This is a genomic window from Yoonia maritima (assembly GCF_043641945.1).
Classification (GTDB): Bacteria; Pseudomonadota; Alphaproteobacteria; order Rhodobacterales; family Rhodobacteraceae; genus Yoonia; species Yoonia maritima_B.
Window position 1 is genome coordinate 399729 of sequence record NZ_JBHZRX010000001.1, and the last position, 15277, is coordinate 415005.

Sequence of the window (15277 nt, forward strand, 5' to 3'; positions counted from 1 at the left end):
AAAACTGATACACCGAAGCGCTTACGCCTAAGCGAAATATACGCACGGCTCGCACGATTTGGAGTTGACGCTAGGAACTATGCCTCACGCCCCTCCCATGCACCCAACACCACCTCAGCATGCACCGGGTCGGCCTTGATACGGAGAACCGCTTGCCGGGATAGTCCTACTGCCTTGGCAATGACGGACGTCCCTGCCCCTTGGGTCAACATATCGGTCACCTGATCAAGTGCCTTGCGGTCATATGAGGGTTTCCTGCCAAGGTATGCCTGTGGTGCTTGGTCTTTCTTAGCCGCTATGCCCGCCTTCTGGGCCTCTTTCGTAGCCTCTGCCTGTGCCTGTGCGGTTGCCGCCATGAAAGCAATGAGAGCGTCCCTGACAGCTTCCTGCATCGGGTCTGTGGTCGCGCCATCGAAGGTCATGTTATTGATCACTGTGCGGATGATGACACCACGCCGCATGAACTCTCGGATAGTGTCTGTCACGTCTTGATAGTTGCGGCCCAAACGGTCCACCCAGCGGACAACGAGAGTGTCACCCTCGCGCAGCTTGTCAAACAGCCTCTTACCTTCATCACGATCTCTCAAGGCGGTCGTAACGCCGCTCACACCGTGGTCAGCAATCACCTCATCTATAACAAAGCCTGCTGCCTCAGCTTGGGTGCGTTGGTGGTCTAGCGTTTGCTCTGAAGTTGATACGCGGGCATAAAGGATGGTCTGTGTCATGGTCATTCTCTAGTGTTCGTAAAGGTTATGTCCGTTAATATGCATGTCCGTTAATACAAGTCAACCCTTACGGACACCTTATCAGACACCTTTACCGGCGACCGTTGAGGTATACCCCAACGGACACACCGTGCTTTCTGCCTGTTGGACCGTTGAAAAGAACGAGGTATTCACGCTGGTGGATGGAAAAGGCATGTGATGGTGCGTGTGAGCTTGTCTACCCCACCCCGCCGGGGGTAATCGCGCCAGCTACTAAATATGACTGCTACACAGATTTTTGCGACCAAATATTTGAGGTTTTCGAGGTGAGGATACGACCTCACATAACCGTTTACGGTCAAAGTGAAGACACCCGATGTTTCCACCGGATGCCCGCTGCTTAAAGACAGGAGGCGGCGCTCTAATTCCGCCTTACCCGTCAACCATTCTTAATTTGTTTGTCAGCGCGGCACCTGCAAGCCCGTGTTGCTGCTTGTCTTGGGCTTGTTCAGGTCAATGCGCAGTTTACCTTTGCCACGCGTTGAAGCCTTGCGAGCGTTATCCTTAGCAAGGACTAAGCGGGCCGGGTCTGTTTTCATTGGAGGTGGTGCTGACGCTGGCTTGTCAGGCACTTCAGGCTTGAACATGTTACTCATGACCGCGACACCTTCACCAAACCTTGAGACACCGCATCGGTCCACTTCACAACACCGCGACCGGGGATGTTGATAGAGACCACACCACCATCAAACACAGGCTCAAGGCCAGCATCGATCAGAGCTTGTGGAAAGTCTGCTAAACGCCATGCAGTCATTGCTGCGTCTTTGTCCAACCTCGGTCTTCGTCCAGAAGCATCCGCCAGAACACATGTTCAGGGGATGGGAAGCGGGCCCGCTATGGGTGCACTTCGGTGTTTGTTAGGTATAATCGACAAGCCACAAGTTGTGCCTGTCACGGTTCGTTATGTCGCCGCCACTGTACTTGACCACATGACCCTCGGGGATTGGTCGCTCATGACAAAGCATCCACGCAACGTCTGCATGGCGCAAAAGGTGTGTCTGACCACGGAACCGAAAGGACAACATAGCCTCAACATCAGCCGTGTGTCGCTGGGACACTGGGTCACCGCTCTGCTTCCAGAACACAATAGAACCGTGCAGGGTCATGTATCGGGATGCGAAGGTGAACAACTCGGGCATGCTGAGGGATGTATCGGGGCCTGTTGGGGTGCTTGGCACCTTAGACAAGAAGTCAGTGATCTTGGGGCGGTGGTCTGTTGGGGTTGGGTGCAGTGTGTCTGCAAAGTCATCATTGGCCGATCTGGTCATTGGTCAGCTTCCTTTGGGAAGGTGGTGTTAAAGTGAAGCGGCGACGTTGGTCTGGTGGGGCTGCGCCGATGGTCATGGGTTTCCAGCCACGGGCTTTGCGCTGGGCATCAATCTCGCGATACTTCGCCATCCATTCGAGTTCTTGCTGATAGACAAGGTCTCCATCATGACGCTGTCGTGCAAGCTCTGTCGCGGCCTCCTCAGCCTCTCGCGTATCAATGATAGCCTGAACCACTGCATCAGCTTCACGCACCCGCAACACGCCTTCCAGCGTCTTTTTGGTGATGCTCAAAATGCCTCGGTCATAGTCGCGACCACGCTCACGCAACCTGTCAGCACGCTTCTGGCATTTACGACAACAAACTGTGCTGTTGATCTGTTTAGGTATGAATGAGGTTGCACATATCAGGCATGTTCTCGGTTCATGCATTAGGGAACCTCTTGGGAGATGTTGGTTGGGATGAAGATGGAGGAGGGACTGTTAAGGTGAACCTGAGCGGGCATGTGAGCATGAAGACCAGAGGCGCACTAACGCGCTTGGAAAGACCACTAAAGTTAGATCAATCTTATCATCATCTCTAAATTCAATCTCAGGGCGAAGCCCTAATTACGGTTCTCATGAACCATAGTGTGAAGTTTTCGCATTCAACTTATGTGATCGTTCACTTCACCATCGCAGTTCATCTCTAACATGAGTTTCTTGTTAGAAATGATGAGGAGGATTACACTGAGGTGTAACCGATCTCAGTCACCTAGGGGAACCCTACTGGTGAACCTTAAAGGGTATGTGGGGGTGTAGGTAATAAAGAAGGACTACCTTCTCCTACACCCTCATATACCCTCTATATATAACCTTCATTTACACCTATCCCATTGTGTGGGTTAATTGGCTGGGAGTGGTTGGGTTATATACCTAAGTCATTGTAATCTATGAATCCTTTACCGATGCCCCCGAAGGGGCACCAGAAGGGTTATACGAAGCGCTTTTTACGGCCCCTCTTGGAGCCAAAGATGTTCTTAGCAAAGTCCTTCAGCTCTTGTTTGAGTAGCTTGTCCTGATGCTACTCGACGTGCTTGTCATTGTCCGAAGACATTTGCTCGACCCAGTACGCAACAGCAATTGCCAGTGCGTCTAAGCGGTCGTCATGCTGAAGCGCGCGCCGGTCGCGGGTAACCCTCGTCATCTGATAGAAGAGGCTGTAGCGTGGGTCCTGAGCGCTCTCATAGTCCTTGTTGATTAGGTCCATGTCTACGGTCAGACGGTGCTGCATGAGTACAGGTTCTAGGGTGTCGATGATGCTAAGTTCTTTCTGCTTACTGTGTCGCACCTCTTCAATCGTACATGGATAGCCAATCTTAGAAAGGTGAGGTTGTAGAAGCTTGGCGAACATACCACCACCGGAGTTCTCTACGACCCACGGCTTGAACTCTCCGTGCCTCAGTTCTTGTTTCACCTTGATCAGCTCTTCACCGATCTCGGCAGCCACCTTCCCCCTTGCCCGGTGATGCCTCCCTTGCCCATGGTCTGTGCCAACCCCAACCATTCCACCACTGGAACATTCCCGACAGTGGAACTAAATTCAATCTTTACAAATACTTAGACATGAATTACCCCATGCAATCATCACATCAACGAAAGGAAAAGCTATGCAAATCTCTATCGCAATCGAACGTCCCTTTGCCTTTGTGCGTATCGGTCACCTTGAGGTTCATCTTGAACGGCATTGTGAACGCGCATGTGAGGGTTGGTTAGTGATGACCCGCCCTGTTGCAGGTGAAGTTGTATGCAATGTTGGGCGCTGGGCGCTGCATCTGGTCAATCATCAGCGGGTGCAGACTGGATACGCCGCCTAGTCCAGCCTCACAGCCTCAACACACGCGATCAATTGCCGATCACTGGCCCTTCTCGCATATACACCAAAGGTCACGTCTTGCTTGTCCGATTGATGCCCAATCACATCCCCGATGGTGTCCTTATCAATACCCGCATGCCTTGCCTTGGTCGTAAACCAACGCCTTGCACTGTGAAAGTTGACCAGTGATCGACGCACACCGGGCAGGTCATCTTTGACCCCCAAGCCTTCCCTATAGCGCTTGAAGCGTTTCCCGTAAGCATCTGATGGATTTTTGACTGATGATAGTTCATGGAACAGCATATCTTGGCCCGCTTTGCCCACCATACGGTCACTGATCATGGATGCGAGGGTGCTGTGAACGGGAACCACCCTTGCCGCTGACCCGTTTTTACCTTGTTGGAGGTCGAACCAAAGGTGACCATCTTTCTCAATAACCTCCTCCACCCATAGGGTGCTGATCTCAGCTTGCCGCATTCCAGACAACAAACCTATGCGCAAAATGTCCTGCATAGGGGCCTTATAGGCTTCCCTGAGAGGGAATGGGGAGTTTAGCAGGGTTGACACCTCGGCGTCTGTGAACGGGCGCTCTACAGCCTTTTTACCGCCTCTCTCGACACGCTTGCCCTTCTTCTCTACCAACTGATCATTCCACGGCCAACCAGTCTTAACGCCTTCCCCCACGGGCAATTGAACATGCCCCCTACGTGCTAGATAAATCCAATATTGCCGCAACGCTGTGATGTGCTTGCCCTGCGTGACCGGGTGCATCTGGTCCAACTCATCAGAAACATATCGACCCGCCTCGCGCCTGTCGATCTGGTCCAAGGTCCGGCCCTTTTCACTACACCATCGGGCCAACTTCATAACGTGTCCACGTCTCTCATTGGTTGTCTTTGGTGCTAGTTCGGCTTTGCTGAGATAGTCCTCAAGGTGGTGTTCAATCTCGACCTTGCCCGCCATTGCCCGTTCGAATGCCTTGCGCTGGGCTGGGCGCATTGCATCCGCCTCAGCCTCCGCCGCCTCAACGATTAAATGCAGTTCATCACCATCCTCAGCATCAGCCATAGCATTGCGTATCAGATCACCCCTGAGAGCCGCTGGGAGGGCCTGCGAGCGCGATACTGACGCGTTGGTAGCGCTAGCGCTTAGGCCGGGTAACTCAAAAGCTCCTCTACGGCCCGCTATGACGTCCCTGAATTGGACCCGTGTTGCTGCCTCTAAATCATCCCTGAGGTGTTTCGCTTCGGTGATGTTCGAAGTCTGTAAATTGATCATGATGAATGCAGGTCCACCGATCATCTGACGGACGGGTTTAGGGACACCCTGACGAAACCAAAACGTGTTCCCCTTGAGCACCAACAAACGCTCTGAACGGTTCGATTTGACGGTCATAACCCTCTCCATTGACCAACCCCATTGACCAATTTGATACTCACAAGATCATGATAATCAATAGAAAAAGGGAATTGTGTGCACTTGGCGTAGCTTCCCTGAGCCTCCGCCACCCACTCATTTTTTGCAATTGCACGAAATCAGGTAGGACAATTCAACAAGCAACTCACTTGGCACAATTAGCCTTCAAGGCTAGTTGTATATGGGCTGGCAAGATTGCTGCGCTGTTGCTTACGGTTTGGATCAGTCAGAACCGCTTCAGGTGCCTTAACCGATTTAGTCCTGTTCATCTCGCCTGCAAAATCCAAATAATCCGACGCTTGGCGACCTTTCGTTCTGCACAGCTAGGGAATTGCAACACACAGATTTTTCCGTGAGCGCGCGCGCGCTTCTTCGTTTTCCAACTGCACGCGATTTTTGCTTGCAATTTTTGCGTGTATTTTGCATTCGGGCAATATCTTGATCATAATTTTGACCTATGATTGACGATAACTGCTGATACGGTTCATCAGCCAGACGCATCAGCGTCTTTCACAGCGTACAAAGTAACTAGTTTCAGGGAGGTATGGGGATGAAAGGTACAGTATTTGTCGAGCTCATCAAAATGGCGGAGAGCGCCTTTGGTGAAGACGTTGTCGACGACGTACTTGATAAGGCGGACCTAGAAAGCGGTGGCGCTTTCACTACTGTTGGCAACTATCCCTGTTCGGAGCTCGTCAAAATCGTCGAAGCTTTTAGTGAACACTCCGGGCTAAGCGCTGAAGTACTGCAGCGCAAGTTTGGCGCGTGGATGCTTGATCATTTCGGCGAAAACTACCCGGATTTCTTCAAGGGCAAAACGGATTCCTTTGCGATGCTAGAGGCTGTTGACGGTGAAATTCACGTTGAGGTGCGCAAGCTCTATCCGGACGCTGAACTGCCAAAATTCGTGACCGAGCGTAAATCAGACAAGCATCTAGAAATGACGTATTCATCTCCGCGCCCGCTTGCTGCGTTCTGCCATGGCCTCATCGAAGCATGTGTTGAAAGATTTGACGAGACTGCTGAAATCGACCGCGGCCCAACGCGACCGTCCGATAACAGCACAACGTTCCAGATCAAAGTTACTTAATTACCAGGTTAAAAGTATGGCCAGTGAATCAGATGACCGCGTTTCGCGAAAGCGTTACGAGAGAGAGCAACGTGCGCGCGCAGAAGCCGAAAAACTTCTGGAAGAAAAAAGCCGAGAACTCTTTCTCGCTAATAAACAACTGAGCGAATACTCAACGACACTGGAAGACGCTGTTCTAGACCGGACCGCGAAATTGCGCGATGCGTTAGAGAAGGCAGAGGCAGCGTCCACTATGCGGTCACGGTTCGTGGCAACGATGAGCCATGAAATACGGACACCGCTAGGTGGCCTGCTAGGCATGATTGACCTACTGGCAACAGATGAAACGGATGCGTCCAAGCTCGAACTTCTGAAATACGCAAAGACATCGGGTGAAGCGCTAAATCGGATCGTGAATGATGTGCTCGATTTTTCAAAAATGGATGCGGGCCTCTTTGTGTTTGAGGAAGAAAGCGTCGACATTCGTGCGCTCGTCGAAAGCGTGATTGTATTGGCACGCACCAATCCCAAAGGTGCGGATCGATCAATTCTTGCTAAGATCGAAACGGCGGTACCTAAGCTGTTTTTCGGTGACGCAACACGTATCCGCCAGATCATTTCCAACTTTGTCAGCAACGCGCTAAGATATTCGCGCGACGGACCGATCATCGTGCGCGTCAAGGCGACGCCTGATCCAAAAGGTGTTCTACTGCGCGTCGAAGTCGAAGATTTTGGTATAGGCATTGAACCAGATCAGCTCGACAATCTGTTTAAGGATTTCTCACAAATTTCGACCTCACTGACAGCCGCGGCACAGGGAACTGGCCTTGGACTTGCCATCAGCAAGCGCATCGTCGAAGGCTGCGGCGGTGAGATCGGAGTTGATAGCACCCCCAACGCAGGTTCAACATTCTGGTTCGAACTTCCAGCCGAGGTATTGGCGACCGATCAGGCAACTGAAGAAGACGCGACCCCAATTCCATTTGATGAAAACAAGGCATCGCTTGACGGGCTAAGCGTTCTTCTTGCCGAAGATAATGTCATCAATCAAAAGCTATTACTTACCTACCTCAAGCGTATGAACGTGCAGGCGGACCTCGCGGAAAACGGTCGCATCGCAATGGAAAAGTTCGCGCCCGGAAAATACGATCTGATCCTCATGGACGTCGCAATGCCGGAGGTCGACGGCCTAGACGCTACCCGCCAGATCAGGGCCAAATGGGACGACAGCGATGTGCCTCCTATTTTAATCCTGACCGCACACGTCATGGATGCGATCCAAGACGAGGCAGCATCAGTCGGCGTCAAGACTGTGCTAAGTAAACCGATCCCATACGAAGAGCTGAAAACAGCTATGGAAGTTGCGGTTGGCACAGCTGACCTAACGAATACGGCCACCTCCTCTTCCGAAACTGCCAATAGCGCAAAGGACGATAAACCGACCGTATTCAAGCTCATGTCCGACGACACAGTCCAACAACTGCTCGGAACGTTTTCGTCCGAAGATCTGGTCGACTTGGTCAAGCGTTATGCCATCGACTCTCGATCAATCGTTGAGAAGATGCAGTCACTGCACGAAACAAACTCCCACACCGCGCTGAGTGCGCAGGCCCATTCCTTAAAAGGTTCATCGCTCTTGTTGGGGTTCGTCCGCACTGCAGAGCTCACTCGTGAGATCGAACTGAACGCCCATACCATTGACAATGCAACGATGGCGGGAATCGTAGAAGAGATTTCTAATTTCTTAGATGAGGTAGAGGCCAAAGCTTAGTTAGCATTCTAGTAGCCGACAAAAATCCGCCACTGGGAACGCGTAATGCGTTGTTGCCTGCAGCCACCTTCTACAGCCGCACCTTCGCCTGCTCCCAAACCGTGGGCAGAGCCGAAACTCCCAGTTTGATATCATCCTGGCTCTCCGCCTTTGCGGCGTTTTCGATAGTGATCAAAGCTTCCCTATACTGGGTGAGGCCAAAGACCGCTGCGCTGCCGGCGACCTTGTGGCAGCGTCCTGCGATTTCAGTCAGGTCATGGGCTTGGACGTCCCGCAGCCAAAGGTGCAGCTCTTCTACCTCACCAAGAAACTGCCTTTTAAGGCCGTCGTATGCCTCCTCCCCAAGGATTTCGCGCATCTCGTTCTGGTTCTGATTTTCATCGTCTAACACCTCAGCTTCCGCGGCGTTCTTTTCCGCCGCTATATGGCGTAACAAGTCCTGCAACGCAGGTCGTGAGAGCGGTTTGATCAAGATGTCATTCATGCCGTCTTGAATAAAGGCTTCTTGTTCAGCAGCCATTGCATTGGCTGTCAGCGCGACGATTGGCGTGTCTGCGCATTTCCCGCCTCCGTTTCGGATCGCCCGCGTCGCGGATCTTCCGTCCATCACGGGCATACTAATATCCATGAGTATCAGATCAAATGGCGTATTGGCTGTCATTTCGACGGCTGCGGCTCCGTCGAATGCTTCCATCGTGGTGTGACCATCAGCATGCAGCATGCCGCGCACAACCGCGCGGTTTATCTCATTGTCTTCCACAATCAAAATCCGCAGTCCGATACTGGGTACGCCCTGCATGGCCTTTGGTATTTTAGAGGTAACGACCGGTTCTGTGGGTGTTAACGGCAGTCGCACGCTAAAGGTACTACCTCTGCCCACAGCGCTTTCAACGGAAATATCACCCCCCATTGCTGTTGCAAACCGTCGCGCAATACTTAGGCCTAACCCTGTCCCCCCGACTTTGCGATCATATGCCGTCGTTCCGGTCACAAAGTCATCGAAAATGCGGCTTTTGAGATCGTCAGCAATCCCCTGCCCCGTGTCGGTCACTGAGAATTGAACTTCTACATCGTCGTCGCGTTCGGCCACGACCTCTGCCGTAATAGAAACGCGACCATTATGCGTGAACTTAACCGCGTTACCGACAAGATTCATAAGAATATGCTGCAAGCGATCTGGATCAGACAGCACCCAATTCTGGGGTTTCCCGATCCAAGACCAATCAATCTGAGTATGATTGGCTGCGGCCATGCCACTTTGGTTGTCGGCAATTGCCTGAATAAGCGCATCCAAGTCTAAGGGAACTTTGCGCAGCTCAAGCTGCCCCACATCATAGCGTGAAATATCAAGTACGTCGGTAACATGGCGCAGCAACAGCTGACCCGAGGTTTCCATGTTTTGAATATAGCGCAACTGTTGTGCGTTGAGGTTCGTATCTTGGATCAGTGAAAGATTACCCAACAAACCATTGAGCGGCGTACGAATTTCGTGACTCATGGTTGCAAGAAAATCAGTCTTTAACCTATCGGCAGCAAGCGCCTGATCGCGCGCACTAATCAGTTCTTTTTCGGCCTTAACACTGGCTGAAATGTCACGCAAGAATGCGATGAAGATTTCACCGGCGTCTGTATTTGCAGCTTGAACGGCAAGCTCAATTGGGAAAATTTCACCATTCGCCCGCTTGCCCTCTAATTCAACCCGCCCTTTCCCTACGACGTGCCTTTCGCCACCACGTCGCAAGCGTCGCATCCCTTTTGAATGCGCATCCATCAAGTGATCCGGCACGATGAGCGGGCCAAGCGCCTTGCCCAACACGTCTTCAGACTTGTAGCCAAAAATGTTTTCTGCCGCGGCGTTGAAGGCCAAAATATTACCAAGCGTGTCACCGACGATCACACCGTCTAGTGAAGTTTCAATGACAGTCGTCATGCGTTCAGCGCTTTGTTCAATTTCGCGCTGTCGGGTCATGTTTTGAAGGTTCAATCGGCGCAGATAGTAAATCGCCAGTGCCAACACGAGAATAAGGATGATCACGAGAATGGCGAGTTGCAGAAGTGTTTCTGCGAAGACCTGACGACGTCGGTCGGCCTCTGTCGCGAAATAGTCCAAGGCGACATTTGCGATCTTACGGACCGTCGGGCGCATTCGCTCTGCGCGCTCGACCAATGCGGGCAGACCTGCGCGTAATGTTTCATCATCACTGTCGATCAACGGAACCGTTTCATCAAGAAACTGTCGAACCGCATTTAGCGCAGTCGCATAGCCGGGCTGCTGCTGCAAAGCAGAATAAACGGATGCCGATTGCAGCGTATCAATTCGGCTGTAAAACACGTCAAACCGACGTCGCATCTGGCTTAGCCGCTCTTCGGGGTCGCTGGCCACTACTGTCAGTTGTTTGGTAAATTCAAGAAACTCGACTTCCGTTTGTGAAATCGTCCATTGAACATTGTCAGAGCTTGCCGACTCGAGCTCGCGTAGGTCGCGGGCAACCGTAGCCGTTAGAAAAATAATTGCAGCCAAAACGGCAAAACCCGCCAGCACGATATATGCGCGGCGGATCCAATTTTGATCAGTTAAGCCTGTTTTCAACGACTAGCCCCTATGATGTCGGCACCACCCTATTCGACAAACTCAATTCGGTCGAGTTGCCAGATGCTCCGCGAATATGTCACTTCGCTACGGTAGTCCGTATTGTCATCGTAAGGATAAACAACCCAAAGCGGGCCCTTGTCCCGGACAGACATGAATTCTTGATTAAGCTTGTAGGCGATCATCGGTCCGTCAACGACTGCATCTTCTACAGGGATTTCGATCGTGTAGTCGTTGATAGCAGTTGCAAGAATCGTTCCGCTCGTCACACCAAGGCGTTCCAAAAGTACGTGCAATTGCACCCCTTCAAATTCCTGAACACCGTCGGTCCAAATCGTCGAGGTTTCGATGACGGTCGAATCCATCGCCATCAGCATGTCCATATCAAACTGTGCGGTGTCGTTGACGTTCGTGACAGCGAGTTCACCACTAGCTGTTAATACAACATCGTTTTCAGGCACGCCTAGTTCCTCTGCCTGTGCTCCAGTGGCCATTGACACAGCGACGAGGCAAGCAGGAATAATCGAACGTAACATGTAGGACATAAATTGTCTCCAGAATTCATAACTCGCGCGTTTATCGCATAGTTTCGCAACATGCTCATTAAAGCATACGGATAGTGACCTACCCTTTCGGATAGTGCTGTAAATCCATCAAAGTTATGCTTAAAGAGTGATGGTGACTAGGGTGGCCCTCGGCGGGGCTCCTTACGAATAGCTAAAAAGGCAGGTGACCTTGCCTATTTTTTAAGTTCATAATAATTGCTAAAGGTTAGCTATCTGCCGAAAGGACATCTTTTGAGAGTATTAATTGCCGATGATCACGACCTGCTGCGTGACACCCTCGTGCTGTTTTTGGAAAACGGCAACGGAATGGAAGTCGCGGCTGTCGGCACGCTTGACGAAGCGCATGCTCGTATCGAACAAGATCCGAAATACGATCTAGTCTTACTTGATTACAACATGCCGGGCATGAATGGCCTTGATGGTTTGAACCAAACACTGACGCTTGATGGTGGCCAGCGCGTGGCCCTAATTTCAGGTGAAGCCACACGCGAGATTGCCGAAAGGGCGCTCGAAGCGGGGGCCGCAGGTTTTGTACCTAAAACGCTACCTGCGAAATCTATGATCAACGCTGTGCGTTTCATGGCAATGGGCGAACAATATGCGCCACTTGATTTCATGACAGCAGCCGAATCCGCGCCTGAAAATCCGCTGGCGGCTAAATTGACCCCACGTGAACTTGATGTTCTGAAAGGTCTGACAGAAGGGAAGTCCAATAAAGAGATCGCGCGCGACCTCGACATCACAGAGCCAACCGTGAAACTGCATATGAAGACGCTGTTCCGCAAGCTCGATGCAACGAATCGTACCCAAGCAGCAATGATTGCACGTGAGGCAGGTCTCTTCTGAACTATCCTTAAGGATGTTGTTTGATCACTTTTGCACCAAAGAACGCGACCTTTGCGCACAGGCATCCATCCAAACTCTTTGCTAATGTGATTTTGAAGAAGAGATCAACGATAGCGCGGCACCGCCCCCCACTCACGGTAACGGCCTGCCCCGACATTTGGCCTAGGCGCGTTCATCAGTTGAAGGCAAGCATTGCGAAACCAACGGCTGCCCCCGTTTTATCGCGTTTCCACTTCTTTGCGGGGCGCTGCGTTCTGAATGGCAGCCAACGGCCATTCAGAACCCGCCTCGCCCTCCTCGGAACACACAATTAATCCCAGTGATAGCCGCTGAGCCGTGAACTCAGGCGACTACTTACCGAGAGTCCAAGTTTCCAACAGTGGCTTGCTGTTTTTCACATGCCGCGCAATCAGTGTGCGCCGTTCTGGCCCTTCGATCAGCGGCAAAGCAGGTTCACACTCGTAATCCATATCCTCAAGCTCAGGAAAGAGCGTTAGGATTTCATCACGTGCTTCTTGTGAAACAGAGCGTAGCGCTTCTGGACCAGTGTATAGGCTCTCAGATGGTGCACCATTTGCGATGACCACTTCGTGCTGATCAAACAGCATGTGGAAATAGGTGATCTGCTCAATCGTTTCATCAACATAAATACCGGGAATCTCAGTCAGCTTGATGGCCGCGACCAACACATCCTTAGCGCCGAACATACGTTCCGTGATTTTTGATGACACCTGCATGCGGTGCTGACGCGAAACCAACAAATCCTGTGTTGGTAATCCATTCCCTAGCGCACCCTTGGTGATCCGGATTGGACGCAGTTTGGGTTTGGCGGCGAATTCTTCGGCAGTCACACTGCGACCACCGATCCATTTTATTTCAAGGGATTGACCAGCAGTGTTAAGAACGACATCGCCGACTGAAAGCCCGCTAATCTCACGGGCACCGGCCACGGTTTCGATCAACGTATTTGCAGCGAAACAAGCAACACCGGTTTGCTCAAGCAACTCTGACGCGGTGATCCCATCCAGCCCTGCAAGGCCTGAAATCGTACCTTCGATCACAGTGTTATCGCTGAAGTCTACATCTGGCCCTGTCGCGCTTTGGTTCAGCACGCCGTCATCGGCCAAATCGGCTTCAAGCTCTTTTTGGTTCGTATAGTACGGTGTCAGATCAATGTAATCGTTGTTGGTGCTATCGCCATCATCAGCATTGGTCGCACCAGCACCGAAATCAGTGATCGTGAGGTTTTCGCCGTTTGTGTAAACAAACGTGTCATCCCCTGTCCCACCGGTTGCTGTGTTCGTTCCCGCACCACCGTCAATGGTATCGTTGCCAGCGCCACCATCTAGCGTGTCGTCACCAGCCCCCCCAACAAGCGCATCGGTTCCTGCACCACCATCAAGGCTGTCGTTCCCATCACCGCCATCAAGCGAGTCGTTGCCTGTTCCGCCAATCAGCGTATCAACACCCACGCCGCCAAAAAGGTCATCATCACCAGCGCCACCGTCCAGAACGTCGTTTGAACCGCTCGAAACGGGGTCAAAGCTTAGCTCAGTTATTTCAACCCGCTGACCGTTCGTTTCACCGTTGCTGTAGTTAATGGTGATTTGCGAAACTGGACCGGCAATCTCGACCAACAGCGAGCCGTTCGCGTTATCAGGATTGAGGTTCGTATTATTGTTTATCGACCTCGCGGTATCTACTTCGCCATCACCGTTACTGTCGGACAACGTCATTGTCCCGCTACCAGTAAGCGTGACCGATACCGGCTGACCATTTACATCGATCGCTGTGATCTTAATAACATCGTTCCAAGTCGCATCATCAATATCGTTGATGCGGAACGATACGTTTTCGACCTCGTCTGGAACGTCCGGATTTTCCGGCGAAAAATTGATGGTCGTTGTTGAAGTTGGGGTTACGCCGGAACTGGCAGTCCCGCCACCCAGCGAGATTGTGTTCTGAGTGACTTCATCATCCAGACCGGCAATGTACTGGGCTTCATTCGAGTTGAAGGTAAAAGTCGCCGAGCCGTTCGCTGTATTGTCTTGGAAAGCGTAAGTAACATCTACGTTCCCTGCATTTACAGTGAAGCCGCCGGCAACGTTATCGCCATCGTCAATCGTCGTTCCGTTCCCTGACGGGTCGGGGATGTCGTCGTAGTCAATTGCCGTTGTTTCGCCCGGTGTCCCGCCGTCACCGATCAGCGTGTCGTTTCCGTCACCGCCGTTCAGCGTGTCATTGCCATCTCCGCCGGTTAGTGTGTCATTGCCCGAACCACCGGTGATCGTATCATCACCGCCGCCGCCATCCGCGACCAAATCCGATGTTGTCCCGGATGCATCGATGACTTCGCCTGCATTGGTCAAGGATAGATTATCGACCATTTCAAGAGATCGGGTATCGGTAATATCAATACCGTTCTCAAAGGTTGTCGTCACCTCGAGTGAATCCACACTGCCGATCAGATCTGTATCGGGCCAGTTGGACTGCCCAATAAGATTAAAATTCCGATCAACATCGGCAGGAACGGCCGCAGCCCCCAAGTTCTGGCTGCCTATGACAACGCCATTCTTAATGATGGTGTATTGGCCGGAATCGTCGATTGTGACGTTCCAAGTCGCTGTTTCACCTGCAACGATCGCGTTATTTACCGAAAGGCGATAGGCGGTTCCGCCGTCGTATACTTCTAACGCGATGGTATTACTGTTGCCGACCTGCCCGAACCAGATTTCGTCGTCAGCGCCCCCGCCGCCTGTGCCGAAGTCAAAGATACGCTGGTAGTTACCACCCGCAGGGTTATCAAAAGTAGCAACTGCGGTTGCCTCGAATACAATAGCCATTAACTTAGTACAATTCCGTGCGCGTGTCTTATTGGTCCATGGCCGCTACCAAACACGCACCGTGAAGGCTAGGAAAAGCCTATATAATATGATCTTTTTGCGCAGAATTTCGCCAAAATACACGCCCAGTCAGACACCCGAAAAACGCACCACAGCCATTACGTGAGCCGCTGCCCAAAAATTAGGCAAAAACAGCACCGCGCGCTAAGCAACATAGCCAGGGCAGATCTAGCTGCGCCAATATAACCCATCTTAATACGTGCTTCCTTTATTGCTCCTTTACGCCCAACG

General features: G+C 51.8%; 14 protein-coding genes. 4 read left to right on the plus strand and 10 right to left on the minus strand.

Annotated features, from left to right (window positions below):
- Positions 1-77 precede the first annotated feature (77 nt).
- The 6 genes from ACHUEV_RS02110 to ACHUEV_RS02135 all read right to left on the minus strand — a co-directional run bounded on the left by ACHUEV_RS02110 (position 78) and on the right by ACHUEV_RS02135 (position 3519).
- Complete coding sequence (locus ACHUEV_RS02110; RefSeq protein WP_394177412.1) at positions 78-725, minus strand: recombinase family protein; 648 nt, start codon at positions 723-725, stop codon at positions 78-80.
- 440 nt (positions 726-1165) lie between these two features.
- The gene (locus ACHUEV_RS02115) at positions 1166-1360 is read right to left on the minus strand and encodes a hypothetical protein (protein WP_394177413.1); all 195 of its coding nucleotides are present in this window, start codon (positions 1358-1360) and stop codon (positions 1166-1168) included.
- The gene (locus ACHUEV_RS02120; RefSeq protein ID WP_394177414.1) at positions 1357-1518 is read right to left on the minus strand and encodes a hypothetical protein; all 162 of its coding nucleotides are present in this window, start codon (positions 1516-1518) and stop codon (positions 1357-1359) included. Before ACHUEV_RS02120 ends, ACHUEV_RS02115 begins: the two co-directional genes overlap by 4 nt.
- A 103-nt stretch (positions 1519-1621) precedes the next feature.
- On the minus strand, positions 1622-2032 hold the full coding sequence (locus tag ACHUEV_RS02125; RefSeq protein ID WP_394177415.1) for a hypothetical protein: 411 nt from the start codon (positions 2030-2032) through the stop codon (positions 1622-1624).
- Positions 2013-2324, minus strand: a complete 312-nt coding sequence (locus ACHUEV_RS02130) for a hypothetical protein (RefSeq protein ID WP_394177416.1) — start codon at positions 2322-2324, stop codon at positions 2013-2015. The genes ACHUEV_RS02125 and ACHUEV_RS02130 overlap by 20 nt, the downstream gene beginning before the upstream one ends.
- Positions 2325-3093: 769 nt before the next feature.
- On the minus strand, positions 3094-3519 hold the full coding sequence (locus ACHUEV_RS02135; protein WP_394177417.1) for a hypothetical protein: 426 nt from the start codon (positions 3517-3519) through the stop codon (positions 3094-3096).
- Between the two features lie 160 nt (positions 3520-3679).
- Here ACHUEV_RS02135 and ACHUEV_RS02140 point away from each other — a divergent pair, with 160 nt between their 5' ends.
- A complete protein-coding gene (locus tag ACHUEV_RS02140; protein ID WP_394177418.1) occupies positions 3680-3886 on the plus strand; it encodes a hypothetical protein in 207 nt (68 codons plus the stop codon).
- Here the strand turns inward: ACHUEV_RS02140 and ACHUEV_RS02145 are convergent.
- Positions 3883-5280, minus strand: coding sequence for a tyrosine-type recombinase/integrase (locus ACHUEV_RS02145; protein WP_394177419.1), 1398 nt, complete (start codon positions 5278-5280; stop codon positions 3883-3885). The genes ACHUEV_RS02140 and ACHUEV_RS02145 overlap by 4 nt on opposite strands.
- A 571-nt stretch (positions 5281-5851) precedes the next feature.
- Here ACHUEV_RS02145 and ACHUEV_RS02150 point away from each other — a divergent pair.
- Complete coding sequence (locus ACHUEV_RS02150; RefSeq protein WP_394177420.1) at positions 5852-6391, plus strand: heme NO-binding domain-containing protein; 540 nt, start codon at positions 5852-5854, stop codon at positions 6389-6391.
- 16 nt (positions 6392-6407) lie between these two features.
- Entirely contained in the window at positions 6408-8141 is a 1734-nt protein-coding gene (locus ACHUEV_RS02155; RefSeq protein WP_394177421.1) for an ATP-binding protein, read from the plus strand.
- A gap of 70 nt (positions 8142-8211) precedes the next feature.
- Here the strand turns inward: ACHUEV_RS02155 and ACHUEV_RS02160 are convergent, their stop codons facing one another.
- Together ACHUEV_RS02160 and ACHUEV_RS02165 are read right to left on the minus strand one after the other, a co-directional pair.
- Complete coding sequence (locus ACHUEV_RS02160) at positions 8212-10731, minus strand: hybrid sensor histidine kinase/response regulator (protein WP_394177422.1); 2520 nt, start codon at positions 10729-10731, stop codon at positions 8212-8214.
- A 29-nt stretch (positions 10732-10760) separates the two neighbouring features.
- Positions 10761-11276, minus strand: a complete 516-nt coding sequence (locus ACHUEV_RS02165) for a putative pterin-binding protein (RefSeq protein ID WP_394177423.1) — start codon at positions 11274-11276, stop codon at positions 10761-10763.
- Positions 11277-11528: 252 nt separating this feature from the next.
- Between ACHUEV_RS02165 and ACHUEV_RS02170 the strand changes: the two genes are divergently transcribed.
- Positions 11529-12143: a response regulator transcription factor gene (locus tag ACHUEV_RS02170; protein ID WP_394177424.1), complete on the plus strand. Its 615-nt coding sequence runs from the start codon at positions 11529-11531 to the stop codon at positions 12141-12143.
- Between the two features lie 350 nt (positions 12144-12493).
- On the opposite strand, the gene ACHUEV_RS02175 is transcribed toward ACHUEV_RS02170, so the two are convergent.
- Positions 12494-14986 (minus strand): Hint domain-containing protein, encoded by a 2493-nt coding sequence (locus ACHUEV_RS02175; protein ID WP_394177425.1) that lies wholly within the window; start codon positions 14984-14986, stop codon positions 12494-12496.
- Positions 14987-15277 lie beyond the last annotated feature (291 nt).

Coding starts and splice junctions, on each gene's coding strand:
- ACHUEV_RS02110 (WP_394177412.1), bottom strand. CDS start 725: ATGACACAGACCATCCTTTATGCCCGCGTATCAACTTCAGAGCAAACG.
- ACHUEV_RS02115 (WP_394177413.1), bottom strand. CDS start 1,360: ATGAGTAACATGTTCAAGCCTGAAGTGCCTGACAAGCCAGCGTCAGCA.
- ACHUEV_RS02120 (WP_394177414.1), bottom strand. CDS start 1,518: ATGACTGCATGGCGTTTAGCAGACTTTCCACAAGCTCTGATCGATGCT.
- ACHUEV_RS02125 (WP_394177415.1), bottom strand. CDS start 2,032: ATGACCAGATCGGCCAATGATGACTTTGCAGACACACTGCACCCAACC.
- ACHUEV_RS02140 (WP_394177418.1), top strand. CDS start 3,680: ATGCAAATCTCTATCGCAATCGAACGTCCCTTTGCCTTTGTGCGTATC.
- ACHUEV_RS02145 (WP_394177419.1), bottom strand. CDS start 5,280: ATGACCGTCAAATCGAACCGTTCAGAGCGTTTGTTGGTGCTCAAGGGG.
- ACHUEV_RS02150 (WP_394177420.1), top strand. CDS start 5,852: ATGAAAGGTACAGTATTTGTCGAGCTCATCAAAATGGCGGAGAGCGCC.
- ACHUEV_RS02155 (WP_394177421.1), top strand. CDS start 6,408: ATGGCCAGTGAATCAGATGACCGCGTTTCGCGAAAGCGTTACGAGAGA.
- ACHUEV_RS02165 (WP_394177423.1), bottom strand. CDS start 11,276: ATGTCCTACATGTTACGTTCGATTATTCCTGCTTGCCTCGTCGCTGTG.
- ACHUEV_RS02175 (WP_394177425.1), bottom strand. CDS start 14,986: ATGGCTATTGTATTCGAGGCAACCGCAGTTGCTACTTTTGATAACCCT.